Annotated in this window: 23 protein-coding genes and 1 pseudogene; 14 read left to right on the forward strand and 10 right to left on the reverse strand. The window is 70.4% G+C overall.

What is annotated here, in order from left to right:
- Window positions 1–232 precede the first annotated feature (232 nt).
- Window positions 233–883, forward strand: a complete 651-nt coding sequence (locus AX769_RS00095; RefSeq protein WP_066274561.1) for a transglycosylase family protein — start codon at window positions 233–235, stop codon at window positions 881–883.
- A gap of 95 nt (window positions 884–978) precedes the next feature.
- Here AX769_RS00095 and AX769_RS00100 read toward each other — a convergent pair whose 3' ends face one another.
- The 3 genes from AX769_RS00100 to AX769_RS00110 all read right to left on the reverse strand — a co-directional run bounded on the left by AX769_RS00100 (window position 979) and on the right by AX769_RS00110 (window position 2783).
- Window positions 979–1185 (reverse strand): hypothetical protein, encoded by a 207-nt coding sequence (locus AX769_RS00100; protein WP_066274563.1) that lies wholly within the window; start codon window positions 1183–1185, stop codon window positions 979–981.
- A 66-nt stretch (window positions 1186–1251) separates the two neighbouring features.
- Window positions 1252–2022: a hypothetical protein gene (locus tag AX769_RS00105; protein ID WP_066274569.1), complete on the reverse strand. Its 771-nt coding sequence runs from the start codon at window positions 2020–2022 to the stop codon at window positions 1252–1254.
- A 164-nt stretch (window positions 2023–2186) separates the two neighbouring features.
- On the reverse strand, window positions 2187–2783 hold the full coding sequence (locus AX769_RS00110; protein ID WP_157887357.1) for a TetR/AcrR family transcriptional regulator: 597 nt from the start codon (window positions 2781–2783) through the stop codon (window positions 2187–2189).
- A 270-nt stretch (window positions 2784–3053) separates the two neighbouring features.
- Between AX769_RS00110 and AX769_RS00115 the strand changes: the two genes are divergently transcribed.
- Window positions 3054–4292 carry an MFS transporter gene (locus tag AX769_RS00115; protein ID WP_066274573.1) on the forward strand — a complete coding sequence of 413 codons (1239 nt, stop codon included), beginning with the start codon at window positions 3054–3056 and terminating at the stop codon, window positions 4290–4292.
- A gap of 44 nt (window positions 4293–4336) precedes the next feature.
- On the opposite strand, the gene AX769_RS00120 is transcribed toward AX769_RS00115, so the two are convergent.
- The 3 genes from AX769_RS00120 to AX769_RS00130 all read right to left on the reverse strand — a co-directional run bounded on the left by AX769_RS00120 (window position 4337) and on the right by AX769_RS00130 (window position 9097).
- Window positions 4337–7216, reverse strand: coding sequence for an FAD-binding and (Fe-S)-binding domain-containing protein (locus AX769_RS00120; RefSeq protein ID WP_066274575.1), 2880 nt, complete (start codon window positions 7214–7216; stop codon window positions 4337–4339).
- Window positions 7217–7267: 51 nt separating this feature from the next.
- Window positions 7268–7504, reverse strand: coding sequence for a hypothetical protein (locus AX769_RS00125; RefSeq protein ID WP_157887358.1), 237 nt, complete (start codon window positions 7502–7504; stop codon window positions 7268–7270).
- Window positions 7505–7609: 105 nt separating this feature from the next.
- Complete coding sequence (locus tag AX769_RS00130) at window positions 7610–9097, reverse strand: MFS transporter (protein WP_066274579.1); 1488 nt, start codon at window positions 9095–9097, stop codon at window positions 7610–7612.
- A 120-nt stretch (window positions 9098–9217) separates the two neighbouring features.
- On the opposite strand from AX769_RS00130, the gene AX769_RS00135 reads away from it, so the two are divergent.
- The 6 genes and pseudogenes from AX769_RS00135 to AX769_RS23500 all read left to right on the forward strand — a co-directional run bounded on the left by AX769_RS00135 (window position 9218) and on the right by AX769_RS23500 (window position 13450).
- Window positions 9218–9742 (forward strand): hypothetical protein, encoded by a 525-nt coding sequence (locus AX769_RS00135; protein WP_239451878.1) that lies wholly within the window; start codon window positions 9218–9220, stop codon window positions 9740–9742.
- A complete protein-coding gene (locus AX769_RS00140) occupies window positions 9742–10668 on the forward strand; it encodes an FAD:protein FMN transferase (protein WP_066274582.1) in 927 nt (308 codons plus the stop codon). The genes AX769_RS00135 and AX769_RS00140 overlap by 1 nt, the downstream gene beginning before the upstream one ends.
- Before the next feature lie 62 nt (window positions 10669–10730).
- Window positions 10731–11042, forward strand: a pseudogene (locus tag AX769_RS24905) (oxidoreductase); the annotation flags it as partial.
- Between the two features lie 848 nt (window positions 11043–11890).
- Window positions 11891–12184: a hypothetical protein gene (locus AX769_RS24910; RefSeq protein WP_239451879.1), complete on the forward strand. Its 294-nt coding sequence runs from the start codon at window positions 11891–11893 to the stop codon at window positions 12182–12184.
- Between the two features lie 195 nt (window positions 12185–12379).
- On the forward strand, window positions 12380–12802 hold the full coding sequence (locus tag AX769_RS00150) for an ASCH domain-containing protein (protein WP_066274587.1): 423 nt from the start codon (window positions 12380–12382) through the stop codon (window positions 12800–12802).
- A gap of 24 nt (window positions 12803–12826) precedes the next feature.
- On the forward strand, window positions 12827–13450 hold the full coding sequence (locus tag AX769_RS23500; protein WP_157887359.1) for a hypothetical protein: 624 nt from the start codon (window positions 12827–12829) through the stop codon (window positions 13448–13450).
- Between the two features lie 10 nt (window positions 13451–13460).
- Here the strand turns inward: AX769_RS23500 and AX769_RS00160 are convergent, their stop codons facing one another.
- Window positions 13461–14387, reverse strand: coding sequence for a PfkB family carbohydrate kinase (locus tag AX769_RS00160; RefSeq protein ID WP_082763373.1), 927 nt, complete (start codon window positions 14385–14387; stop codon window positions 13461–13463).
- Between the two features lie 139 nt (window positions 14388–14526).
- Entirely contained in the window at window positions 14527–15522 is a 996-nt protein-coding gene (locus AX769_RS00165) for a helix-turn-helix domain-containing protein (protein WP_066274594.1), read from the reverse strand.
- Between the two features lie 153 nt (window positions 15523–15675).
- On the opposite strand from AX769_RS00165, the gene AX769_RS00170 reads away from it, so the two are divergent.
- From AX769_RS00170 to AX769_RS00185, 4 genes are all read left to right on the forward strand, one after another.
- On the forward strand, window positions 15676–16290 hold the full coding sequence (locus tag AX769_RS00170) for a general stress protein (protein ID WP_239451880.1): 615 nt from the start codon (window positions 15676–15678) through the stop codon (window positions 16288–16290).
- A gap of 113 nt (window positions 16291–16403) precedes the next feature.
- On the forward strand, window positions 16404–19001 hold the full coding sequence (locus tag AX769_RS00175) for an ATP-dependent Clp protease ATP-binding subunit (RefSeq protein WP_369824047.1): 2598 nt from the start codon (window positions 16404–16406) through the stop codon (window positions 18999–19001).
- Window positions 19002–19155: 154 nt separating this feature from the next.
- Entirely contained in the window at window positions 19156–20379 is a 1224-nt protein-coding gene (locus tag AX769_RS00180; protein WP_066274597.1) for an MFS transporter, read from the forward strand.
- 59 nt (window positions 20380–20438) lie between these two features.
- On the forward strand, window positions 20439–21065 hold the full coding sequence (locus tag AX769_RS00185; RefSeq protein WP_066274601.1) for a DUF2510 domain-containing protein: 627 nt from the start codon (window positions 20439–20441) through the stop codon (window positions 21063–21065).
- Between the two features lie 18 nt (window positions 21066–21083).
- Here AX769_RS00185 and AX769_RS00190 read toward each other — a convergent pair whose 3' ends face one another.
- Window positions 21084–21332 carry a hypothetical protein gene (locus AX769_RS00190; protein WP_157887360.1) on the reverse strand — a complete coding sequence of 83 codons (249 nt, stop codon included), beginning with the start codon at window positions 21330–21332 and terminating at the stop codon, window positions 21084–21086.
- Between the two features lie 61 nt (window positions 21333–21393).
- Between AX769_RS00190 and AX769_RS00195 the strand changes: the two genes are divergently transcribed.
- Together AX769_RS00195 and AX769_RS00200 are read left to right on the forward strand one after the other, a co-directional pair.
- A complete protein-coding gene (locus tag AX769_RS00195; RefSeq protein ID WP_066274604.1) occupies window positions 21394–22833 on the forward strand; it encodes a PLP-dependent aminotransferase family protein in 1440 nt (479 codons plus the stop codon).
- Window positions 22834–22889: 56 nt separating this feature from the next.
- Complete coding sequence (locus AX769_RS00200) at window positions 22890–23450, forward strand: isochorismatase family protein (RefSeq protein WP_066274606.1); 561 nt, start codon at window positions 22890–22892, stop codon at window positions 23448–23450.
- Between the two features lie 7 nt (window positions 23451–23457).
- Here the strand turns inward: AX769_RS00200 and AX769_RS00205 are convergent, their stop codons facing one another.
- Window positions 23458–25608: an acyltransferase family protein gene (locus AX769_RS00205; protein ID WP_066274608.1), complete on the reverse strand. Its 2151-nt coding sequence runs from the start codon at window positions 25606–25608 to the stop codon at window positions 23458–23460.
- Window position 25609: the final 1 nt, after the last annotated feature.

The following is a 25609-nucleotide window of genomic DNA, read 5'->3' on the forward strand; positions in this document are numbered from 1 at the left end:
TTGAGGGGATTCCCAGGCGCTCGATTTGCCCGAGGCGAGCGTCGTGTCTAGCGTGGTCGAGTCGCTGCGGTCCTCATGACGGAGGGCCCCGACCATGCACGGCATTGCACAATCGCCACCGGGCTGCCCAGCCTGCAATGCCGGTCCTGACCTCTAATCGGCAGGTGTGGGCAGCCGTTCGCCGAACCCTTCCGGGCTCGGATCGTGGCGCACCTCGGAGCATCGATTCACCATGAAGCACACTCGCATCACTCGTTCCCGCGCGCTCGTCGGCGGCACCGCACTCGTCGCCCTCACCGCGGGCGGCCTCGGGCTCGCAGCCGCCCCCGCCAGCGCTGCACCCACCTCGACCTGGCAGGCCCTCGCCCAGTGCGAGTCGGGCGGCAACTGGGCCATCAACACCGGCAACGGCTACTACGGCGGCCTGCAGTTCACGCAGGGCACCTGGGCGGCCAACGGCGGCACCGGCTCGCCCGCCGCCGCCAGCGAGGCCACGCAGATCAGCGTCGCCGAGCGCGTGCTCGCCTCGCAGGGCTGGGGCGCCTGGCCCGCCTGCTCGGCCAAGCTCGGCCTCTCGGGCACCACGGGGGCAGCCCCCACCCCTGTGGCCGCAGCCCCGGCTGCACCGGCGGCCGCTGCACCGAGCTCCGCGCCGCCGTCGACCACCACCCGGTCGACCACGCCCGCCCCCGCGGCCTCGACCCCGGCGCCGGTCGCGACCAGCGGCAAGACCTACACCGTGGCATCCGGCGACACCCTCGCGACCATCGCGACGAAGCTCACCGTCACCGGTGGCTGGGAGCGCCTCGAGGCCGCGAACACGCGCACCGTGGCGAACCCCGACCTGATCTACCCGGGCCAGACGCTGCAGCTCCCGGCCTAGCCCGTGGCCTCAGCCCCTCCTTTTCGGCACGATCCCTCCTTCCTACGGGAGGAATGACGCCGGAACGGAGGGGCTTCGGCGTTGTGCGGGGACGTCTAGTGCCGATGCTTCCAGAGGTAGGGAAGGAAGAAGCCGAGGTTCGCGCTACCACCCATGGCCGAGCGCACGATCACCTCGGTCTCTCGATCGAACGCTTCGGTCTCGTGCGCATCGCTGCAGTTGCAGACTGACTCGCACTCGTCGATCAGCTGCCTGATCTCGGCCTTCGTCTCGCGGACGAACCGCCTGGTGTCGTGATCCATTGGTCTTCAACGCCTCTCTGCGCCTCATACCGGTCTTCCGTCGTGACGACTTTGTCGCGACCTCCTCTATCGTACGACTGTCGCGGTTGTCTGCGACCGGGCAGGCCGATCCGCGACGGCCAGAATCGCGACCAGCACGGCGATCACGACCAACAGCACGAGGCTCACCGGCCCGGTGCCCCAGTCGAGGCCGCCGCGGGCGTGCGAGACGCCCATCCAGTCGGCGTAGGACGCGCCCATCGGCCGCGTCACGACGTAGGCGAACCAGAAGAACAGGATCGCGCGCGCGCGGCTCACCCCGTAGGCGACGGCCGGGATCGCGATCACCACGGTGAAGACGATCGCCGACGGCAGATAGCCGAGGTGGAAGGTCGTCGCCGTCAGGTCGCCCGTCGCCGTGCCGAGCGCGAACGTGGCGAGGATCGCGCACCAGTAGAACGCCTCTCGCCGACGCGTCGTGATGCTGTGGATCGACAGTGTGCCCTCGGTGCGCCGCCACACGACGAAGACCAGGGCCAGCAGGATCGCGAAGGAGGGTGCCGTCACGATGTACGGGATGCCGATCACGGCGTGGAGGACGTCGGCGACCATCGTGCCGAACACGCTCACCATGACGACGGCGAACCAGTAGAGCGCGGGCCGGTAGCGATCGGAGCGGAACTGCAGGAACAGCGCGATCACGAACCCGGCAAAGCCGATGAAGGCACCGACGACCGGGTCGAGGTGCGTGACGAGGAAGTCGGACGACGTCTCGCCCATGCCCGTGGTGAGCACCTTGATGATCCAGAACAGCGCGGTGATCTCGGGCACCTTCGAGCGAGCGTAGGAGACGGCCATCTTCCAATCCTGCCGCGGAGCCTCCAAGAATCCCCCCAGATCGCCGGCGCGGCAGCAGACCTACGCCGCGACGCCGACCACGTCGATGCCCGCTCGACGCGCTGTCTGAGCCAGCTGCTCGTCGAACGTCGCGAGGCGGGCCCGGCCTGACTCGGCGACGCAGCTCAGAGGCGACCGGTGGCGCGCGACCACCACTGCGGCGCGCCCGACGAGATGACGCGCACGGCACGGTCGACGTCGTCGAGGTCGCCGATCACGAGCCACTCCCGCACGGCCGCGACGAACCCGGCGGCGCCGTAGACGGAGATCATGGCGACGGCCGAGCCGTCGAGCTCGTCGGGCGGCAGCGGGGCGATGTCGGGGTATTCACGCAGGGCCAGCTCGAGACTGCGCGCGAGGAAGTCGACGAGAGTTCGATACACGGGCGACGCGTTGGGGCCGCTGAGAGCCGTGCGGTAGACGTTGGCATGCTCGGCGATGTGATGCAGGAGGGCGGGCTCGGATTCGCGCAGGACGGTGGCGAGCTCGGACCGCGGTGGCAGCTCCGCCGAATAGGCGGCACCGAACTCTTCGAGGAGCTCGCGGATCGCGAGCGTCAGCAGGTCGGTCACGCTCGTCGCATGCCGATAGAACGTGTCGCGCGTGACCTCGGCCGCGCGAGCCAACTCCGAGACGGTCACGTCGTCGAGCCGCCCCCGCTCGGCGAAGGCCAAAACCGTTTTTGTGAGACGGTCGCGACTTCGCCGTGCTCGTGGATCCATGCGTTCACCGTAAACCCGACCGCCGGTCAGCCTTTCGGGAGACAGCGAGGCCCTTCGTCAGGAGAGGGTGGGGCCCGCTGACCCATCAGCCGGCCCCACCCGTGGCCGGTTGCCGGCCGCGCCCCCAGAGCCCTGATCCATGCCGTGGGTGCGATCTCAAACTATCAAACATTTGTCAGTAAAACCATCGATTTGCCTCGTCGAAATAGTTGCAGAAGACGTCTTTTGCAGATGGGGAATGTGACTGGCCGAAGAATGTTTGATCTCAGCATGACCTCGTCAACAGAACGCAGCGGTTGGTCGAGCGTCGCCTCGGTGGCCCTCGGATCCTTCGTGCTCGTGCTCTCCGAATTCCTGCCCATCGGCCTCCTGCCCTCGATCGCTCAGGGGCTGCACGTCGGGGTCGGCACCGCCGGGCTGATGGTGGTCTTCACAGCCCTGACGGGCGCGATCGCCGCCCCGGTCGTGACCGTCGCGACGTCGAAGATCGACCGCCGGGCGGTGCTCGTCGGCCTCACGATCCTGCTCGTCGTCGCCGACGGGATCGCCGCGATCGCGCCGACCTTCGGCGTGCTGCTCGTCGCCCGCATGCTGCTGGGCGTCGGCATCGGCGGGTTCTGGGCCATCGGAGCCGGCATCGCGGGCCGCCTCGTGCCCGCGGCCTCGGTCATCCGCGCGACGTCGCTGATCACTGCCGGCATCTCGGTCGCCACCGTCGTGAGCCTGCCGCTGGGGGCGTTCGTCTCGTCGTTGGCATCCTGGCGTCTGGCCTTCGTCATCGGCGGTGTGCTGGGGCTCGTCGCGCTGATGCTGCAGCTGATCCTGCTGCCGCGCATCCCCGCGACGCACCGGGTGCGGTTCGCTTCGCTGGGCGCACTCCTCAGGATCCCGAGGGCTCGAGTCGGCCTCATCGCCACCGCGTTCGTCTTCGTGGCCCAGTTCGCGGCCTACACGTATGTCACGCCCTACCTGAAGGACATTGTCGGCGCCGGCCCCGACACGATCACGCTGGCGCTGCTCGTCTTCGGCGTGGCCGGAATCGTCGGCAACTTCGTCGCGGGGGCGACCCTCAGCCGCAGCGTGCTCGGCACCCTCGGCGTCGCGAAGTTCGTGCTGGCCGGGGCCGTCGTGGCCCTGCCTCTGCTCGCCCACTCGGTGCCGGGCGTGTTCGCGCTGCTGGTGATCTGGGGATTCGTCTGGGGCGCCCTGCCGCTCGGCACGCAGACCTGGATGGGCGGTGCCTCGCCGAACGGCAGCGAGAGCGGGCTCGCGCTCTTCGTGACGACGATCCAGTTGTCGATCTCCGTCGGGTCGGTGGCGGGCGGCGCCGTCGTGTCGGCGCTCGGGATCAGCGCCGACTTCTGGCTGGCGGCCGCGATCGCCGTCGTCGGGGCGGTCGTGCTGATCGCGCTGGGGCTGCGGCGGTCGAATGCGCTGGTGCCGGCGGCCGCTTCTCCGGCCACGGTCACTGCGGTTGCCGGCGGGTCGGACTGCGTTCCCGCGGCCTGACCCCCTGCTGCGTGCCGGGCGGCACGACCCTCGCCGGGGTGGAGTCAGCGCGGGAGACGGGACGCCAGCAGCTCGGCGAGGTGCTGGCCGTGCCGGCCGGCGAGCTGCTCGGCCTGGGTGCGGCACGAGAAGCCGTCGGCCAGCAGGACGGCGTCGGGAGCCGCGCGAAGTGCGGGCAGCAGCCCGTTCTCGGCCACCGCGACCGAGACGTCGTAGTGCCCCTTCTCCATGCCGAAGTTTCCGGCCAGACCACAGCAGCCGCTGACCGTCGTGGTCGTGGCTCCTCCCGACGCGAGCAGTGCGGCGTCGGCCTCGAAACCCATCACCGCGTGCTGGTGGCAGTGCGGTTGCACCACGGCCTCGACGTCGTCGAGCGGCGGAGTCTCCCACCCCGGGGTCCCCCGCAGCAGCTCGGCAAGAGTGAGCGTCGCGTCACTCACCGCAGCCGCGCGCGGGTCGCCGGGCAGCAGCTCGACGACATCGCTGCGCAGCACCGCAGTGCACGAGGGCTCGAGCCCGACCACCGGCACCCCTTCCGAGACGAACGGCCACAGCGCGTCGACCGACGAGCGCAGCAGCCGCTTCGCCTGGTCGAGCTGGCCCGTCGTGATCCAGGTGAGGCCGCAGCACTCCTGCCGCTCGAGCAGGATCGGCTCGTACCCGGCCTGTTCGAGCACGCTCACCGCGGCGATCCCCACCTGTGGTGTCACGCCGTTGGTGAAGCTGTCGGCCCAGATGACGACCCGGCCGTGCGGTGCAGCCTGCGGCGAAGTCGACGGCCCGGCTTCGCTCGGCTCGACCCACCTCGCGTCGGCGCGCGACCGCGCGGCCCACCACTGCCGCAGCGTCTGCGCCGGCAGCCGCGGCACGTCGCGCCGCGGGTCGGCCCCGGCGAGGCGCAGACATAGGCGCGCCAGCGGGCGGAATCGGCCGGCGATGTTCACGACTCGGGCGACGCCGGGCACGGCGGTGAAACGCAACCACAGCGGCAGCCGACCGAACGTGTAGTGCGCGAGCGGTCGGATCCTGCGCTCGTAGCGGCGATGCAGCACCTCTGATTTGTAGGACGCCATGTCGACGCCGGCCGGGCAGTCGGAGGCGCAGGCACGGCACGAGAGACAGAGGTCGAGCGACTCGGCCACGGCCGGATCGTCGAAGCCGCGGATGAGTGACCCGTCGATCACCTCTTGCAGCACGCGAGCCCGGCCTCGCGTCGAATCCTTCTCGTCTTTCGTCGCGAGAAACGACGGGCACATGAAGCCGCCGGTCGACGAGTTGTCGGCTCGGCACTTGCCGACACCGACGCAGCGATGCACAGCCTCCGACAGGTCGCCGTGATCGTGCGGCAGCGACAGGCCGCGAACCGGCAGGATGCGAGACAGCGGCACCCGCAGATCGGCGTCGACAGGCGCCGGGTCGAGCACGATGCCGGGGTTCAGCACGCCGTCGGGGTCGAAGATGCGCCTGAAGTCGGCGAACGCCTGCAGCGCCTCGGGCGAGTACATCACCGGAAGCAGCCCGCTGCGGGCGCGGCCGTCGCCGTGTTCGCCGGAGAGCGAGCCACCGTGCCGCACGACCAGGGGCGCTGCCTCGTCGAGGAAGGCGCGGAACAGCTCGGGCCCCTGCTCGAGCGGGAAGTCGAGCCGGGTGTGCACGCAGCCGTCGCCGAAGTGGCCGTACTCCAGGCCGTGCACGCCGTGCTTCTTCTTGAGGGCGGCGAGATCGCGAAGGTAGGCGCCGAGGTTCTCGACCGGCACCGCCGAGTCCTCCCAGCCGGGCCACGCCGGGCGGCTGTCGCCGGTGGCGGGGTCGATCGCACGGCCGGCGAGACCGACGCCGTCCTCGCGGATGCGCCAGAGGCGGCGCCCCTCGGGGCCCCGGCCGACGAGACGGCTGTCGCGCGCGCCGGCGGCGGTCCGTGCGACGAGCGCCGCCGCGGCGTCGGCCTCGTCGTCGGTCGCCCCCTCCAGCTCGACGAAGAGCCAGGCTCCCCCGTCGGGAAGCGACGGCACCGTCTCGGCGCCCCGGGCCAGCCGCACGACGTCGACGAGCGGGGCGTCCATGCTCTCGATCGCGACGGGGCGGAGCGGCAGCAGCGACGGCACGTCGTCGGCCGCCGCCGCGACGTCGTCATACGAGAGCACCACGAGGCTCGTCGATGCGGGGATCGGCACCAGAGAGACGGTTGCCTCGAGCAGGATTCCGCAGGTGCCCTCCGTGCCCGCCAGCGCCTTGGCGAGGTCACGGCCGCGCTCGGGCAGGAGGTGCTCCAGCCCGAAGCCCGAGCCCTGGCGACCGAAGCGGCCGAGCTCGGTGCGGAAGACGGCGAGGTTGCGGCTCACCAGGGCGTCGAGTGCGGGGTGAGTGTCCGATCCCTCCCCCACCGTCGTGATCCTGCCGCTGCCCTCGACCATCGTGAGCGAGACGACGTTGTCGGCCGTGCGGCCCCAGTGGACGGCCCGGGGGCCGCAGGCGTTGTTGCCGATCATGCCGCCGAGGGTGCAACGCGACTGGGTGGACGGGTCGGGCCCGAAGCGGAGGCCGTGCTCGGCCGCCGCCTTCTGCAGATCGGCGAGGATCACGCCGGGCTGCAGGGTCGCGGTGCGGGCCTCGGGGTCGAGCCGCACGATGCGCGTGAAGTGACGGCTGAAGTCGAGCACGAGCCCCGCGCCGACGGCGTTGCCCGCGATGCTCGTGCCGGCCCCGCGCGCGGTGACGCTCGAGCCGTTCGCCCGGGCTGCCTGCACGCACGCGACGACATCGTGCTCGTCGCGCGGGTAGACGACGCCGGTCGGCACGACGCGGTAGTTCGACGCGTCGCTCGAGTACTCGGCGCGGCGGCGCGCGTCGTCGTCGAGCTCGCCGTGCAGCTCGCTCGCGAGCGCGTCGACCCAGGCCGGGCGGGTCGCGGTGGCTGCGCTCACCGCCCCAGTATGCGTCCGTCGGCGGCCGTGGTCGCGAAATCGCGATCGCGGCTAGTCCTCGGCGGCAGCGGCGGCCTCACGGTCGCGCTGCCGGGCCAGCAACCGCGGCGTCAGGATCCAGAGCGCGATCGCCCCGGCCACGGCCCGAGCCGCCCCGAAGCAGAGCACGATCACGCCCGTGGCGATTCGGCCGCCGGCGAGAAAGCCCAGGCCCACGAGCCCGAGCCCGATGTCAACGGCGAAGGGTGCCTTCAACCAGAACAGCAGCCTCCGGGTCGGGTCGTCCATGTGCCCCATCCTGCGCCCGTCCCCCGCCGCACCCTTACCCTTTCGGCTCAGCCGGCCCGACCAGAACGGAAGATCGAGCCGAAAAGGTAAGGGAGGGGGAGGAGGTCAGTCTGCGGCCAGTGGCACCGGCCCGGTCGGAGCGGAGCCAGAGGCAGAACCGTCGGCGGCCGCATCGGCAGCACCGGCAGCAGCAGCCCGCACCCGCGGCATCGCGAGCACTGCAATCACGACCAGCAGCGCGGTGACCACCACCGCGACGAACACCGCCGTCGAGGCCGAGACGATCACATGCGGCACGTGGTCGCCGCCCTGCGTCGCGGCGTAGATCGCGTTGGCGATGGCGCCGAAGACGGCGACGCCGAGGGCGCTGCCGATCGAACGGCTGAAGAGGTTCGTGCCGGTGACGACGCCGCGCTCGTTCCACTCGACGCTCGACTGCGCGGCGATGAGGCTGGGAGTTGCCACGAGGCCCATGCCGAGACCCATCACGAAGCAGGTCAGAGCGACGAGCAGCACGCTCACCAACGGTGCGACGACGACGAGGAGAGCTGCGCCGATCACGGTCAGAGTGACGCCGATCAGCACCGTCGACCGGAAGCCGATGCGGAGGTACAGCCGCCCCGACTGCGACGCCGACACCGGCCAGCCGAGAGTGAGCGCGGCGAGCGCCAGCCCCGCGAGGATGGGCGACTGGCCCCCTGCGCCCTCGAGGTAGGTGGGGACGTACGACGTGAGCCCGAGGATGAGGGCGCCGACACCGAACGAGATCAGCGACGTCGTCAACAGCAGCCGGCGCGAGAACACCCACGGCGGCAGCACCGGCTCGGCGGCCCGCCGCTCGACGACGAGGAAGGCGACGAGCACCAGGGCCCCGAGGGCGAACGCTCCGATGCTGACGGGCGAATCCCACGCCCAGGCCTGGCCGCCTTCGAGCACCGCGACGATCAGCAGGCTGAGGGCCCCGGTCAGCAGGCCCGCCCCGAGGTAGTCGACCCTGTGCCGCGTGCGCTCGATGTTCTCGTGGAAGGCGCGCAGCAGCATCCACACGGCGAGCAGGCACAACGGCACGTTCACGAAGAAGATGCCGCGCCAGATGCCGAGCGACGAGAAGACGCCGCCGAGGGTCGGCCCGACGACCGACGAGATCGCCCAGACGCTGGCGAGGTAACCCTGCGCCTTCGCCCGCTCTTTCAGCGTGTAGATGTCGCCGGCGATCGTGATGGCCATCGGCTGCACGGCCCCGGCGCCGAGCCCCTGGATCACGCGGAAGAGGATCAGCGCGGGCATGCTCCACGCGAAGCCGCAGAGCACCGATCCGAGCAGGAAGAGCCCGATGCCGATCAGGACGATGGGCTTCCGGCCGACCGTGTCGGAGAGCTTCGCGTAGATGGGCACCGACACCGCCTGCGCCAGCAGGTAGATCGAGAAGACCCAGGGGAAGGACGAGAAGCCCCCGATGTCGTGCACGATCGAGGGCACGGCAGTGGCGACGATGGTGGAGTCGATGGCGACGAGACCGGTGGTCAGCATCAGGGCGATCAGGATCGGTCCGCGTTCGGACCGGAAACCGACGCCGTCGGCGGGGTTGCTCATGAGGGGCCCAACCTGCGTGTCCGCTGAAATAGTCCGGCAGCGGCTGAACTTTCGTCCCGGTTTCCTCGTAGGTAGGTCGAAGAGAATTTGTCCATCCCCGATTTCGAGATGAGAACCCTCATGCTGTCTGCAGCCCGATCCCGCACTGCACTCCTCGCCCTCACCGGCGCCTCCGCCGTCGCCCTCCTGGCCGGCTGCTCGTCCACCAGCGGGTCGACCACCGGCTCCGGCTCGTCCGGCAGCGGGTCGTCCGGCTCCGGATCGTCGAACTCGAGCTCGAGCTCCGGCTCGAGTGACAGCAGCAGCACGAGCCCCAGCAGCGCCACCGACGCGGGCACCTCCAGCGGCAGCTACAAAGACGGCACCTACACCGAGCAGGGCACCTATTCATCGCCCGGCGGGCAAGAGCTGATCAGCGTCGACCTCACGATCGCCAGCGATTCGGTCAAGGCCGTCACCGTCAAGACCGTCAAGGCCGACCCGACCGCCACGCAGTACGAGTCGCAGTTCATCGGCGGCATCTCGAAGGCGATCGTCGGCAAGAAGATCGACGACCTGCACGTCACCCAGGTCGCCGGCTCGTCGCTCACCAGCCAGGGCTTCGACAACGCCCTGACCAAGATCAAGGCCGACGCCAAAGCCTGATGCCTGTCGTCGCCGACCCCCGGCTGCCCGCCGTCTGGCATTTTGACGCCATCGGGGCGCCCTGGGCCATCTCGACGGCGTCGCCGCTGCCCGCGCCCGTCGCACAGCGCGTCTCCGACTGCATCGCGGCGTTCGACCGCACCTGGTCGCGGTTCCGCGACGACTCCCTCGTCGCGCGCATCGCCCGTGAGCCCGGCCGGTACGAGATGCCGCAGGATGCCACGCCCCTGTTCGACCTCTACCGCCGCCTCGACGAGGTGACGGGTGGCGCCGTCAGCCCGTTGGTCGGCCGCCGGCTCGAGCACCTCGGCTACGACCGCGACTACTCGTTCCGGCTCGCACCCGGCGTCTCGGCCAGCGACCCTGCCGCGGTGCCCCGGTTCGCCGAGGTCGCCCACTGGGACGGTCGCGTGCTCACGACGACGGCACCCGTGCTGATCGACATCGGCGCGGCGGGCAAGGGCTGCCTCGTCGACCTCGTGTGCGCCATCCTCGACGAGGCGAGTCTCGACGCGGCAGGCGTCACGGACTACGTCGTCGACGCCTCCGGCGACCTCCGCCACCACGGCACGGTGCCGGCCCGGGTCGCCCTCGAGCACCCCTTCGACCCGACGCTCGCAATCGGCGTGATCGAGCTCTCGAACGCAGCCCTCTGCGCGTCGGCCCCGAACCGACGCACCTGGGGCGAGGGGCTGCACCACATCATCGACGCCACGACCGGGCTGCCGACCTCATCGGTCGTGGCATCCTGGGCCCTCGCCCCCACCGGCCTCGCGGCCGACGGGCTCGCCACCGCCCTCTTCTTCCGCTCTCCTGACGCCCTGGCAGAAGCCTTCGCCGACGACTTCACTCTCGAGGCCGTCCGCGTCACCGCCGACGGCATCGCCTCGACGACACCGACCTTCTCTGGAGACCTCTTCTCATGACCGGCTTCACCTCCTGGCTCGACTCGCTCACCGGCCGCGTGACCATGTACCGGCTGGTGCTGATGGGGCTCCTCCTCGTGCTGGTCGAGTCGCTCGTCGTGTCGCTGCTCGGCAAGATCGCGTACCAGCCCCTGCCGATCCTGGTGTCGGCCGCCGTCGCCGTGCTGGCCACGGTGATCAGCGGTCGCCTCGTCGCCCTGATCTTCCGGGTCAAGCCGCACACCGAGTCGTCGATCGTCACGGGGCTCATCCTGACCTTCCTGTTCACGCCCTTCCTCACCGCGCAGAGTCTCGGCTGGCTGGCCGTCGCCGGGGTTATCGCCTCGGTGTCGAAGTACGTGCTCGCGGGCCGCGGGCGGCACATCTTCAACCCGGCGGCCGTGGCCGCGGTGGTGATGAGCATCGCCGTGCCGAGCGTCTTCCCGAGCTGGTGGGTGGGGGCGCCCTGGATCCTGCCGGTCGTCGTGATCGTGGCCTTCGTGATCCTGCATCGCACTCGACACCTCAGCATGGGCATCGTGTTCTTCGTGGTGGCGACCGCGGTCGTCACCCTCGAGTCGATGTCGAACGGCTCGACGTCGTCGATGGCCCTGCAGAACGCGCTGCTCTCGTCGCCGGTGGTCTTCTTCGCCGGCATCATGCTCTCCGAGCCGCTGACCCTGCCGCCCCGGCGCTGGCAGCAGCTGGTGCTCGCCGTCGTCGTGGGCGTGCTCTTCGGCGTGCCGTTCCACTTCGGGCGCGTGTTCGGCACGTACGAGCTCGCACTCGTGATCGGCAACCTGCTGGCGTTCTTCGCGGGGCAGCGCGGCGGCATCCGGCTCGCATTCGCGGGCCGCCGGCAGCTCACGCCGAACACCTGGGAGCTCTCGTTCACGCCCCGCCGCCCGGTGCGTTTCGCCGCGGGCCAGTTCATGGAGCTGTCGCTGCCGCACGCCAAGGCCGACGTGCGCGGGCAGCGCCGCACGTTCAGCATCGCGTCGGGGGCGCAGGATCACGACGTGGTGCGGTTCGGTCTCACCACCTCCGTGCCCTCGTCGTCGTTCAAGACCGCGCTGCTGTCGCTCGAGCCCGGCACGGAGATCGCCGCCACCAGCGTCGGCGGCGACTTCACGCTGCCTCTCGACTCTTCCCGGGCGCTGCTGCTCGTCGCGGGCGGCATCGGCATCACCCCTTCATCAGCCAGCTGCAGCAGCTGCGCGCAGCCTCCGACACCCGCGACGTCGTGCTGCTCTACTCCGTGCCCTCGGCCGACGAGCCGGCTTATCGCGACGAGCTCGCGGCGCTCGGCGTGCGGGTGCTGCTGCTCGCGCCGTCGGAGCCCGCCACACTGCCGGAGGGGTGGACGTACGTGGGGTCGGGGCACGTGACCGAGCATCTCGTGCAGTCGTCCGTCGGCGACGCCGCCTCGCGGCACGCCTACGTCTCGGGCCCGCCGCGGCTCGTGCACGAGGTGCGGCGGGTGCTGCGTCGCTCGGGCGTGCGGCACGTCACGTCGGACGCGTTCGCCGGCTACTGAGGCGCGGCACCAGCACCCGCTCGCGGCGTTCACACCTCCGTGCGGGCTGCGGCACCTCACCGCGGCGCGGCGCGGCGGCCCGACCGGAGGTGCGGCAGCCTGACGGGAGGTGCGGCAGCCTGACGGGAGGTGCGGCAGCCTGACGGGAGGGCGGCAGCGCTCGGCTGCCGCTGTCCGCCCCGCTAGCGTGGAGGCATGCTGACCGCCGCCGACGTCGCGGGCCTCCCGCTCGAAGAGTTCGCCTTCCCCGGGCCGCTGCGCGACCAGCTCGTCGCCGCGATCGTCGACGGGTCGAAGACGAGCACCACGTCGCTCGTCGAGGGCTACGAGCCCGACGAGCCGCTGCCCGTCGTGGGCGGCCGCGGTGTCGTGATCGACTCCGACGGGCAGCCGGTCTGCGTCATCGAGAACACCGCCGTGCGCATCGCCCCGCTCGGCGAGGTCGACGAGCAGCACGCCCGCGATGAGGGCGAGGGTTACGAGACGGTCGCCGCCTGGCGCGCGGGCCACGAGGAGTTCTGGCACGGCCCCGAGGTCCGCGCCGAGATGGGTGCCGACCACCGCGTCACCGACGCCACCCTCGCCGTGTTCGTCCGCTTCCGCGTCGTCGCCCGCTGAGCGCCCGCCCGAACGGCGAGGGTGATGTATAAATACGGAAACCCCGGCGATGTGCCGGGTATTGCACAGCAGGGATCGCTCCGGGGCCTTCTCAACCAGGAGACAGCAGCAAGTCATCTGCTCGCTTCGCCTCACTTCCCACACTCTGAACGGTGGGTCAGCGCCGAACGCCTAGGCTCATATCGCGCGGCCGGAGGCGATGAAGTCGAGCTCAATGTCTGGAACGCCGGGGCATCGGCGGGCCTGTTCCAGATTGTCGGGCACCTCGAAGTGATTCTCCGCAATGTCATCCACCGCCGGCTGTCTGCCACCAGCCCGAAGGGCGAATGGTGGCTCGACCAGACCCTCCGTCTGGACGCGCGAGCCCAAGCCGACGTTGCCAAGGCTCTCTCTCGCGCGACAAGGCACGGACAGTCCACTGCCGGGAGACTCGTCGCCGAACTCTCGTTCGGATTCTGGAGACACCTCCTGGCCAACACGTACAGCTCGACGGTGTGGCCTCGAATCCACCACGAACCGATCCTTCGAACTGACATCGCCAGGGCACTCGACGACATCGACCACCTCGCGAGCGCCCTAGCACCGGGGTCCATCGGTACTGTGATCGATGTTGCTCGGGTCATGGCCCTCGCGGGGCGCAGACCGTGAGCGAAAGAAATCAGGGCGCGGCGAGCTCGGCGGGGGTGGGCGGGTTCGCGCCGGCGCGCGAGACGGTGACGCGTGCGCTCTGCAGTGCGACGGCGGCAACGGCCTCGAGGTCGGAACGCACGATGACGCCAGCGCGCAGCTTCGGCGCCAAGCCTCGGTCGAGGATCGCCCACAGCAGCCCTGACATGAACGAGTCGCCTGCGCCGATCGTGTCGACCACCTCGACCGGCAGCGACGGCAGCGAGAGGCGATCGGCACCCGAGGCGACGAGGGCGCCGTCGCCTCCCCGCGTCATCGCGGCCAACGCCGCCCCGCGCGACAGGAACCAGTCGAGCACGGCGTCGGCCGACAGCGACGGGAACAGCCAGGCGGCGTCCTCGTCGCTGAGCTTCACCACGTGCGCGCTGGCGGCCAGCGCCTCGACCGCGGCGACGACGGCCGGGCGGGAGGGCGTGACACCCGGGCGCACGTTCGGGTCGAAGCTGAGCAGCGCGGTGCCCGTGCGCTGAGAGTCGAACAGGCGCCGCACGTCGTCGGAGCCCGGCTCGAGGGCCGACGCGATCGAACCCGCGTGGATGAGCGTGGCATCCTGTGACGCCGTGAGAGGCCCCGGGTTCCAGGCGATGTCGAAGGTGTACTCGGCGTGCCGGTCGGCCTGGATCGTCGCGACGGCGGTCGAGGTGGGCGAGTCGGTGAGAGATGCAGGATCAAGAGTCGCCGCGCTTTCGGCCAGGTGCCGAGCGATCGCGTCGCCGCGGGCGTCCCGGCCGAGCACCGACCGGAACACGGTGGGCACGCCGAGCCTCGCCAGCCCGTACGCGACGTTCATCGGGCTGCCGCCGGGGTGTTCGTCGCGCCGGTCGCCGTCGACGACGACGTCGATGAGGGCTTCGCCGACGACGAAAGCGGATGCAGGGCGAGGCGACACAGAACTCATACGACGAGAATATGGGGCGCCCCGCAGCCCCGGCGCCCCAGAATCCTTCGCGTCACCGCAGCCTCAGCGCCAGAGCAGCACCAGAGCAGCACCAGAGCAGCACCAGAGCAGCGCCAGAGCAGCACCAGCGTGCCACCGGCTAGCGCCCCAGCGTCACCGCAGGGTACTCGCCGAAGCGGCGCAGGTACGACCCGGCGAACCGCCCCGCGTGCGCGAACCCCCAGCGACGAGCCACCGCCGACACCGTCGTCTCGCCGGGCGCCATCGCCGTCAGCTCGGCTCGCACGCGGTCGAGCCGGAGGCCGCGGAGGTATTCGGTCGGCGTCGTGTCGAGCTGCTGGCTGAAGACGTGCTGGAGGCCGCGCAGGCTGAGCCCGGAGGCCGCAGCGATGTCGGTCGCCGAGATCGGCTCCTCCGACCGGGCGTGCATGAAATCGATCGCCGCGCGCAGCTTCGCGTGCGGAGGCAGGGCGAGAAGGGTCGCCGTGCGCGGTGCGTCGTGCGCGAACGTGTCGAGCAGGGCCGAGGCTGCGAGGCGATTGGCCTCCAAGCGGAGCAGGGCGCCTGCAGGCGGCTCGCCGGGGCCGCCGAGCACGGTGCGCGCGACCGAGGTGATGGTCGCCTTCCAGCGAGCCAGCGCGTCGGGCTCGGGCACGATCTGGTGATGGAAGTGCAGGGGCCCCGGGGCGGCGCCGCTCTGCTCGGCCGCGATCCGCTCGAGGAAGCGCGCGTCGAAGTGCACGAGATTCTGCCGAGCGTCGATGAAGTGGAAGGCGTAACGCTTGCCGGTCGGGAACATCGCCGGCCGCCCCAGAGTCATCGACGCCTCGTCGCCGCCGATGTCCATGACCCCCGACCCGCTCGAGATCCAGGCGACGATGTACTTGTCCTTCGGCTGCACCGTGCCCCGCACGCTGCCCATGAGCGACGACGACCTCAGTGTCATGTCGGCGTCGCCCGAGGCCGTGTGACGATACGAGAAGTCACGCGCCGAGCGTTCGACATGGAACCCCGAGCCGTTGTAGCCGTCGCTGAAGAAGTCGCGCGCTTCGTCGAGGTCGGTGCCTTCGACTTCGAAGTGCAGGGGGAGAGAGGATCGCGAGTCGTGCCGCTGATCATGGTGCTGGGTGGACATCGGCAGGATTCTGGCACGTGATCTGATCGGTTGGGTATCCCTTTCGCGCAGCGGTTTTTTTTGCTAGGCATTCGCCCAGATGCCGGAAAGCGTCAGCGCGAACCGCCAGGCTAGGGAGTGCACACCCGCTTCACATCGACTTCAGGAGATCACATGCCTACCGATCAGACCCCGCCGCACGGCTCTCAGCCCGAGGGCCGCCCGCAGTACGGCGAGTACGCCCCTCACGGTTCCACCCCTCCGCCGGCTCAGCAGCAGCCCGTGGCCGACGCGACCGGGTCGGCGGCCGAGTCGGTCGGCGGCGTGGGGGCGTTCGTCGGCGGCTCGTACCCGCAGGTCGTCGCGAGCTACACGAAGTACGAGGATGCCCAGCGCGCGGTCGACAAGCTGTCGGACGACGGATTCCCCGTCGAGAACGTCTCGATCGTCGGCCACGACCTGCGCACGGTCGAGAACGTCGCCGGCCGCGTGACCAATGGCTCGGCGGCCGTGCGCGGCATCGGCTCGGGCGCGTGGTTCGGCCTGCTCGCCGGGCTGCTCTTCGGCTTCTTCATTCCGAACGACAACTTCTTCATCGTGCTGATCGTCGCGCTGATCCTCGGTGCCGTGTGGGGCGCGATCTTCGGGTTCGTCGGCCACGCGGCCACCCGCGGCCAGCGGGACTTCGCCTCGGTGAAGACGATGGAGGCAGGCCGGTACGAGCTCCTCGTCCGCGGAGAATTCGCCGCCCGTGCGACGCAGATGCTGGCGGAGGGCGTCTACAAATAGGTTTTCACCAAACCTGAGCGGGTCCGACTCAACTTTTTTCTGGAGTCGGGAATGGCAGGTGCTTCCCTCTGGTTACTTGAGTCAACGGCACTCATGTTTCTACTGGAGGTACATTGCCTGACAACTTCGGACCCGCTTCCGGCGACCAGTCCTCATCGAACGAGAACGGCTCTTTCGACGCCGAGTCTTTCAACGACATGCTGGCGCGCCTGCTCGGCGGGCAGCAGGGCGGCCAGTTCGGCCGCCCCATCGACATCGGCAGGCTGCTCAGCCGCCGCACCCACGAACTGCTCGGCAAGGCCCGGGAGTTCGCCGTCTCGCACGGTCACTCCGAGATCGACGCGCTGCACATCCTGCGCGCGGCGGTCGACGAGCACCCCGCGAGCGACCTCGTCGCGTTCGCCGGCGCCGACCGCGACTCCCTCGTGCACTCCATCGAGGGCCGTCTCCCCGGCGCGTCCGGCGATGCTTCTGAGCGCCCGCCGCTGACCCCGGCGGCGCAGCGCGTGCTGCTCGAGTCCGCTCAGGCGGCTCGCGCGTTCGGCTCGACCTACGTCGACCCCGAGCACCTGATCTTCGCGCTCGTCGTCAACCAGGACTCCGTGCCCGGCCAGCTGCTCTCCGCGGCGGGCGTGACCCCCGAGGCGATGCAGCGCTTCGCCCAGGGCGGCGGCGGCCAGCCCGGCACTGCGACGGCACAGGATGCGACGGGCGCGGTTCAGTCCGACACCCCCACCCTCGATCAGTTCGGCACCGACCTCACCGCCCGCGCTCGCGAGGGCAAGCTCGACCCCGTGATCGGTCGCGCCGACGAGATCGAATCGACCGTCGAGATCCTGCTGCGCCGCACCAAGAACAACCCGGTGCTGATCGGCGAGCCCGGCGTCGGCAAGACCGCGATCGTCGAGGGCCTCGCCCAGCGCATCGCCGACAGCGACGTGCCCGAGCCCCTGCGCGGCAAGCGCGTCGTGGCCCTCGACATGGCGTCGATGGTGGCGGGCACGCGCTATCGCGGCGACTTCGAAGAGCGCCTCACCAAGGCGATCGACGAGATCGCCGCGCACTCCGACGAGCTGATCGTCTTCATCGACGAGCTGCACACGGTCGTGGGCGCAGGATCCGGCGGCGACGGCGGCATGGACGCGGGCAACATCCTGAAGCCCCGACTGGCCCGAGGCGAGCTGCACATCGTCGGCGCGACGACTCTTGCCGAGTACCGCCGCGTCGAGAAGGACGCCGCGTTGGAGCGCCGCTTCCAGCCCGTTCAGGTTCCTGAGCCGAGCGTGGAGGACGCGGTGCAGATCCTGGCGGGTCTCGCTCCGCGCTACGAAGAGCACCACGCGGTGACGTACTCGCCCGAGGCGATCCGCGCCGCGGTCGAGCTCTCGCACCGCTACGTCTCCGACCGCTTCCTCCCCGACAAGGCCATCGACCTGATCGACCAGGCCGGCGCTCGTCGCCGCCTGCGCGTCGGCTCCACCGTCGACGTCTCGGCCCTCCAGGCCGAGCTCGCCGACCTCGAGTCCGCCAAGAACCAGGCCGTGACTGCCGAGCGCTATGAAGAGGCGTCAGGATTGCGTGACCGGATGCAGGAGGTCGAGACCCGCCTCGAGGCGGCCACGTCGCATCCTGCGCCCTCGATGACGTCGATCGACGCAGTGATCTCGGAAGAGGACATCGCCGAGATGGTCTCGCGTGCCACGGGAATCCCCGCACAGCGGATGACCGAGGGCGACAAGTCGCGCCTCGCCGTACTCGAGCACGAGCTGCACGCTCGCGTCATCGGGCAGGACGATGCGGTGGCCGCCATCGCGAAGTCGATCCGTCGCAGCCGCACCGGAATGGGCGACTCCCGTCGCCCCACCGGCAGCTTCCTCTTCCTCGGCCCGACCGGTGTCGGCAAGACCGAGCTGGCGAAGGCGCTCGCGTCGTCGCTCTTCGGCGACGAGTCGTCGATGCTGCGCTTCGACATGTCGGAGTTCGGCGAGCGCCACACCGTCTCGCGCCTGGTCGGTGCCCCTCCCGGGTACGTCGGCTACGACGAGGCCGGCCAGCTGACCGAGAAGGTGCGGCGCAACCCGTACTCGGTGATCCTGCTCGACGAGATCGAGAAGGCGCACCCGGACGTGTTCAACCTGCTGCTGCAGGTGCTCGACGACGGTCGCCTGACCGACGGCCAGGGCCGCACGGTCGACTTCCGCAACACGGTGATCATCATGACGTCGAACCTCGGCTCGGAGTTCCTCGCGTCGCGGAGCGGTGCCCTCGGCTTCGTCGCGTCTGCGGCTGACGGCAGCGCCGGCAACGGCTTCGGCTCGGACAAGGCCCTGCGTGACCGCGTCATGGGCAAGCTGCGCGAGGCGATGCGCCCCGAGTTCTTGAACAGGATCGACGAGATCGTGCTGTTCCAGAAGCTGTCGAAGTCTGAGATCCGCGAGATCGTGTCGCTGATGCTGCAGGGCACCGAGCACCGCCTGCTGGTGCAGGACATCCGCTTCACGGCCGACGACTCGGCTCTCGAGTGGCTGGCCGAGCACGGCTACGAGCCGGAGTACGGCGCCCGCCCACTGCGTCGCCTGATCCAGCGCGAGGTCGACGACAGGATCGCCGGCCTGTTGGTCGACGGGGCGCTGGCTGCCGGTGACATGGTGCGGCTCACTGCAGCCGACGGCACGCTCAGCGCGCACGTCGACACCCCCGCCGCGGTCTAGCGCTCCCCCCTCGGAAGGCCCCCACCTGCTCTGCAGGCGGGGGCCTTCTCCACGCCCGGTGAGTGGCACATTCCCGCGGCTTCTGGCCCGATTCTCCGCGCGAAATTGCCACTCACCTGCCGCCGACGACTGAGGCGGTCGTAGGCTGGAAGCGATGAGCCCGCCGAACACCGTCGCCGTGTTCGAAGGGCACGACCGCGGGTCGAAGCCGTACCGTCGCATCCTGCTGGCCCTCTTCTTCGCCGGCATCGCGACCTTTGCACAGCTGTACTCGGTGCAGGGCGTACTGCCGCTCGTCTCGCGCGACCTCCACGTGGCGCCGGCTCAGGCCGCGCTCTCCGTCTCGGCGGCCACGATCGGGCTGGCGGCGGGCGTGCTGCCGTGGTCGTGGGCAGCCGACCGGTTCGGGCGCCTGACGGTGATGCGCGTCTCGCTGGTGGCGGCCTGCGTCGCCGGGGTGATCGTGCCCTTCCTGCCCGGGTTGACCAGCATTCTGATCCTGCGGGTCGTCGAGGGCTTCGCGCTGGGCGGCGTCCCCGCGATCGCCGTCACGTACCTGCACGAAGAGGTCACTCGCGCGTGGGCGGCCGTCGCTGCAGGCACGTACGTGTCGGGGACGACGCTGGGCGGTCTGCTCGGGCGCATCGTGGCCGCCCCGATCGGCGAGGCGGCCGGCTGGCGCGTGGGCGTACTGGTCGTGGTGCTCGTCTCGGCCGCCGCGACGGTGGTGTTCGCGCTGCTCGTGCCGGTGCCGCGCGGGTTCGTGCGGCGCGACGTCCCCGCGGGCGACGTGCTGCGGACGGCCGGGCGACAGCTCCGCACTCCGGGCCTCGTCGTGCTGTTCGCGCAGGGCCTGCTCTTGATGGGCGGGTTCGTCGCCGTCTACAACTACCTGTCGTTCCGGCTCGAGGCGAAGCCGTTCGACCTCACCCCGTCCGAGTCCGCCCTTCTCTTCTTCGCCTACCTGGCCGGCACGGTGTCATCGCGCGTCGCCGGCGGTCTCGTCGTGCGCGCGGGCCGACACGTGGTGCTGGTGACGTCGATCGGGGTCATGGTCGGCGGCGTCCTGCTGACGCTGGCGCCGAGTCTGTGGGCGATCGTGCCCGGCCTCGTGATCCTGACGGCCGGGTTCTTCGGAGCCCACTCGGTGGCCTCCGGCTGGGTGGGCGCCCGTGCCGAGCCCGAGCACCGCGCTCAAGCCGCGTCGCTCTACAACCTGTTCTATTACGCAGGATCGAGCGTGGTCGGCTGGTCGGCCGGCTTCGCTTTCGCCGGCGCCGCCTGGCCCGGCGTGGTGACGCTCGTCGTCGTGCTCGCTGCGGCAGCCGGCGTATGGGCTCTCGTCGACGGCGCGCGGTCACGCCTGCCGTCGCGCTGATATGTTGGTACACGGCGAGGATGCCAGAGCCTCCTCGCGTCGTGACGGAGAGGACCCGCGTGAGCGACGAGAAGTCGAACGGATACATCCCCGCCCCCGCCGGGTGGTACCCAGAGCCGTCCGGGGCTCCCGGGTCTCGCTGGTGGGACGGCGCCGCGTGGACCGCGCAGACCGCCCCACCCGTCGCCTTCGCGGTCGCACCCGGATCCGGGTACGCGCCGCACTGGGAGCGACCGGAGCTGCAGCCCGCGACGTCGGCGTGGACCGTCTTCATCTGGCTGATCGTGCTCCTGCCGCTCGTCAGCATCCCCGCGAGCTTCCTGTACTCGACGTCGTATCGGTTCGAGACGATCGGCCCGGAGCACGTACGCACCATCGACCCCGGCTCGGTCTACACGCCGGGCTACTTCGTCGCTCTCGGCGCGACCTTCGCGATCTACGGCGCCACCGTCGTGCTCGCCTACTTCGATCGTCGTGAACTCGCGCGGCGTGGTGTCGTGCGACCCTTCGCCTGGGCGTGGACCTTCCTGTTTGCGCCGGTCTACGTGATCGGCCGAACGGTGATCGCGCACCAGGTCGGTGCGACGCGCGCGTTCTGGCCGATGTGGGTCATGATCGTGGTCTTCGTCGCGGGGCTGGTGGTCAGCATCGCGCGGTCGAGCGCGCTGCTCCACTCCCTCTACTGAGTCGGCGAAGACTGGGCGTCAGCGCTTCAGAATGCGCTCGCTGCGCTCTGCCTCGCGAGCAGTGGCCTTAGGCAGCGTGCCCTCAGGCAGCGCGCCCTCGTGCGACTCGGCTTCGTGCGTCCGGTTCGCCCACGACGGGTAGAGCCTCAGGATCGCGAGCACACCGGCGATCACGGCAGTCACCACGATGACGATCGAGAGGCCGACGTCGACGTGGCCTGTTCCGCCGGGGGTGACGACGTGTGAGATGACATCCAATGTAAGCATAAAGCAATCCAATCGTGCGATTGGCTCGCGCCAAAAGATCCAATCGGCCTAAAGTGGCCCTATGTCCACAGTGATCACCGGCACCGGCCCCTTCCCCCTCGGCACACGCGCGCTCGTGCAGCTGCTCGGCGAGTGGCGCCGCGGGGGTCGCGCGCACGCCGAGCTCGCCGACAAGCTCGACCTTCTGCTGATCGACGGCCGCATCCGCTCGGGCACCCGGCTGCCGGCCGAACGCGAGATGGCGGCCGCCCTCGGGGTCAGCCGCACCACGATCGTCACGGCCTACCGCACACTGCGCGAGCGGGGCGTGCTGCGCAGCGTCCAGGGCTCGGGCAGCATCCTCGAGCTCGCCCGTGGCCGCGGCTCCGACGTCGCGGTGCGCCCGCTCTCGATCGACCTCAGCAAGGCCGTGCTCGATGCGTGGCCCGATCTGCCCCGGTTCGCGGCCCGGGCTGCAGCGCGGCTGCCCGAGCACCTGGGCGCCGGAATCGACCTGTTCGGCATGCCCGAGCTGCGGCGCCTCATCGCCGACCGCTACACGCAGGCCGGTGCGCCCACGTCGCCCGACGAGATCCTGGTCACGCTCGGGGCGCAGCACGCCATCGGGCTGATCGCCCGCACGGTGCTCGGCCGTGCCGACCGAGTGCTCGTCGAGTCGCCGAGCTACACCCACGCGCTCGACGCCTTCCGCGCGGCGGGTGCGCGGCTCGTGGCCAGCCCGGTCGGGCCGCACGGCATCGACATGGACGACGTGGAGGCGATCCTGCGCGACGGGCGCCCGACGCTCGCCTACCTGATGCCCGACTTCCACAACCCGACGGGCGCCACGATGCCGATGGCCGCCCGGGAGCGTCTGCTCGCGGTCGCGGCGCGCACAAGCACCGTGCTGCTGATCGACGAGACGACGCGCGACCTCGACATCGACCGGCCCTTCTCGACCCCGCCGATGGCGGCCCTGCCGCACCGCGGCGCGACAGTGGTCACCGTCGGGTCGCTCAGCAAGACGGTGTGGAGCGGGGTGCGTATCGGCTGGATCCGCGCCGAGCACCACATGATCGACAGGATCGCCGCCGCCCGGCCGGCCTCCGACATGGGCAACGGGGTGCTCGAGCAGCTCGTGGCGTGCGAGGCGCTGACTCACCTCGACGAGATCCTGGCGGGCCGTCGCGAATCGTTGCGCGCCAGTCGCGACCAGCTGATGCGGCTGCTCGCCGATGATCTGCCCGAGTGGGACGTGCCGGCGGTCGACGGCGGCCTCGCCATCTGGGTGGGGCTCGGGGCGCCACTCAGCTCGGCCCTCGCGCTGGCCGCGCGCGACCAGGGGGTCACGATCACCTCGGGCTCGCGGTTCGGCATCGACGGCGCATTCGAGCGCAACATCAGGATCCCGATCTCGACGTCCGGGCTGATCGCTGTGGATGCCATCGGCCGGCTGGCGCGAGCATGGCGGACGCTCGGCGCGCCCCGGGTGGTCTCGCCCGAGGCCGCGCTCGTGGTCTAGCCCCGGGGTGGGTGGCGGGCTGGCGGGTGTCGGCGGCCCGGAGTAGTTTCACCGGCATGACCACGCTCACCGACCGCCCGGGCTCCGCTCTCCTCGTCATCGACGTGCAGAAGGGGGTCGTCGCCGACGCGTTCGACCGCGATGCTGTCGTCGCGAACATCAAGGGCCTCGTCGATCGAGCCCGAGTCGAGGCGGTGCCCGTGATCTGGGTGCAGCACTCCGACGAGGGCCTCGACTTCGGCAGCGACGACTGGCGGATCGTCCCCGAGCTCGATCCACGCGACGGCGAGCCTGTGATCCACAAGAAGTACGGCGACACCTTCGAGGCCACCGACCTCGAAGACCTGCTGGCCGGGCTCGAGGTGGGGCGGCTCGTCGTCGCCGGGGCTCAGACCGATGCCTGCGTCAGGTCGACGCTGCACGGCGCGTTCGCCCGCGGCTACGACGCGACGCTGGTCAGCGACGCGCACACCACCGACGACGAGACCGAGTGGGGCGCGCCGGCGCCCGACAAGGTCATCGCGCACACCAACCTCTACTGGACGTACCAGACGGCCCCCGGCCGCACCGCCGGCACCGCGACGGCCGCCGAGGTCGAGCTGACGACTCCCGTCTGACCAGGAGTCACCTTCTCGCGGCAGCCGCTGCGACGATGGAGACGATCCGAGGCTCCAGATACGGCGCCATCGTGCGCATGTACGTCTGCGTCACATGCTGGAACTGCCGGTACACCTGGACGCCGCCGATCACCGCCGGGCAGACGCCGTCTCGGCAGAAGAGATCGGTGGAGTCGATGAGGGCGACACCCTGCGTTGTCCTGGCCGCCTGGGCCAGCGGATCGTCGATCAGGGAGAGTTTCTGTGAGACGTCGCACTGGGGCCCGTCACCGTACTGCGCGACGCAGGTCGGCTCGTCGCGGACGCCCGCGAGCTGCGGGTCGGGATCATCGCGCAACGCCACGACGGTCGAGCCCGCTTTCATGATCGGAGCCCAGGCCTTCGCGTAGCCGGCGGCGGAGACATCCCGATGGGCCGACGTCAGAGCCGCCACCGACGCCAGGCCCGGGTAGGGGACGGGGGTGTCGGAGAGGGCCGCGACGAACACAACGTCGAACTTCTTCGCTGTGAGTTGCGCTTCGACCTGCTCGTTCCACCGCTCGCAGACCGCGCCGACCGAGGCCGCTGCCGACGTGAGAGGGCACCCCGAGCGCAGGTAGGTGGTCAGGCTCCAGTGGTGCGCGTCGGCGATGAGCTGCAGCGCGGGGGCGTAGTTCGTCGCGTGCGAGTCGCCGACCAGAGCGATGCGCACCGAGCTGTGCTTGTCGCCGAAGGTGCAGACGGCGGGCTCCGGCTCGGTCCCGTCGATCTGGCAGCCCTTGCCCGCCTGCTGCCCGAAGTCGTCGGACGCGGCCTGCAGAGCGCTCGGAACGATGGCCGACGTCGCGACCTGCCCGCAGTCCGCACCGGGGCGGATGGCAGCGGCGCCGAGGCACTTCGTCACCCGCAGACCTCTGACGGCGGCGGCCAGAGGCGACGACTCGTGCGATCGAATGGCCACACTGGCGGCGAGGCCCGAGGACGGGACGGCCACGACGAGCATGGCCGCGACCGCGAACACCAGGACGCTGCGATAGCGCGGTCGTGGTGAACGGAGTCGGGCGCCGGAGTACGCGATGAGCGGCTTCTCGATGAAGCGGCGCGACACGTCCGCCAGGACGAGCGCCAGCACCAGCACCGCGATCTTCGCGCCCCCCGGCAGCGGCCGCCCCGCCGGGACTCCGAGCGCGTACGGTGCCACGATCAGCAGCGGCCAGTGCCACAGGTAGAGCGAATACGAGACGTCGCCGAGCCACTGCACGGGCGAGAGCCGGAACACGACCGAAGGGGCCCAGCGTGCCCGGGGCATCCCGCCGGCGACGATCAGCGCCACCCCGACGATCGGAAGGAGGGCCGTGCCGCTGGGGAAGGGGGTCGCGGCACTGAAGGTGACGAGCGTCACGGCGATCACCGCGAGGCCGACCCAGCTCGCGGCGGCCGCGACCGCGTCGGGCAGGCGGACGCGCTGAAGCGCCAGCCAGAGCAGGCCGCCGGCCGCGAACTCATACGCGCGGGTCGTCGTGATGAAGTACGACGCGGGAGAGTGGGTGGTGTCGACGATGGAGTATGCGATCGAGAGCACGAAGACGGCTCCGAGAGCGACGGCGAAGGCCCGATTCAGTTGATGACGCCTTCGGGCCACCACCGCGCAGAGCCACAGGATCAACGGCCACACCGCGTAGAACTGCTCTTCGGTCGACAGCGACCAGAAGTGCTGCACGATGCTCGAGTTCGCGTTCAGGGCCGAGTAGTCGACGGAATTCGCGGCCAGGGTCCAGTTCTCCACGTAGAGGGCGCTCGCCGCGATCTGCTCGCCGAAGTCCTGCCAGAGCGTCTGAGGCACGAAGACGAAGGTCAGGATCGTCGAGACGGCGAGCGTGGTCAGTGCGGCGGGCAGCAGCCGCCAGGCGCGCCGGGCGTAGAACGCACGGAAGCTGAACGTGCCTGCCGACACGGGTTTCGCGATATGACCCGTGATGAGGTACCCCGAGATCGCGAAGAAGATGTCGACGCCGACGTAACCGCCCGGCAGGCGGCCCGGCCAGAAGTGATAGACGACGACCGACGCGATCGCGATCGCCCGGGCGGCCTGGATCTCGAGCCGAAGCGCCCGTTCGGGCGGCCCCGTTCCCGCCCGGCGGGCGCGGTGCCGCGCGACACCGGCGCCTTCGGCGACCACT

It is taken from the genome of Frondihabitans sp. PAMC 28766, from assembly GCF_001577365.1.
In the GTDB taxonomy this organism is placed as follows: domain Bacteria; phylum Actinomycetota; class Actinomycetes; order Actinomycetales; family Microbacteriaceae; genus Frondihabitans.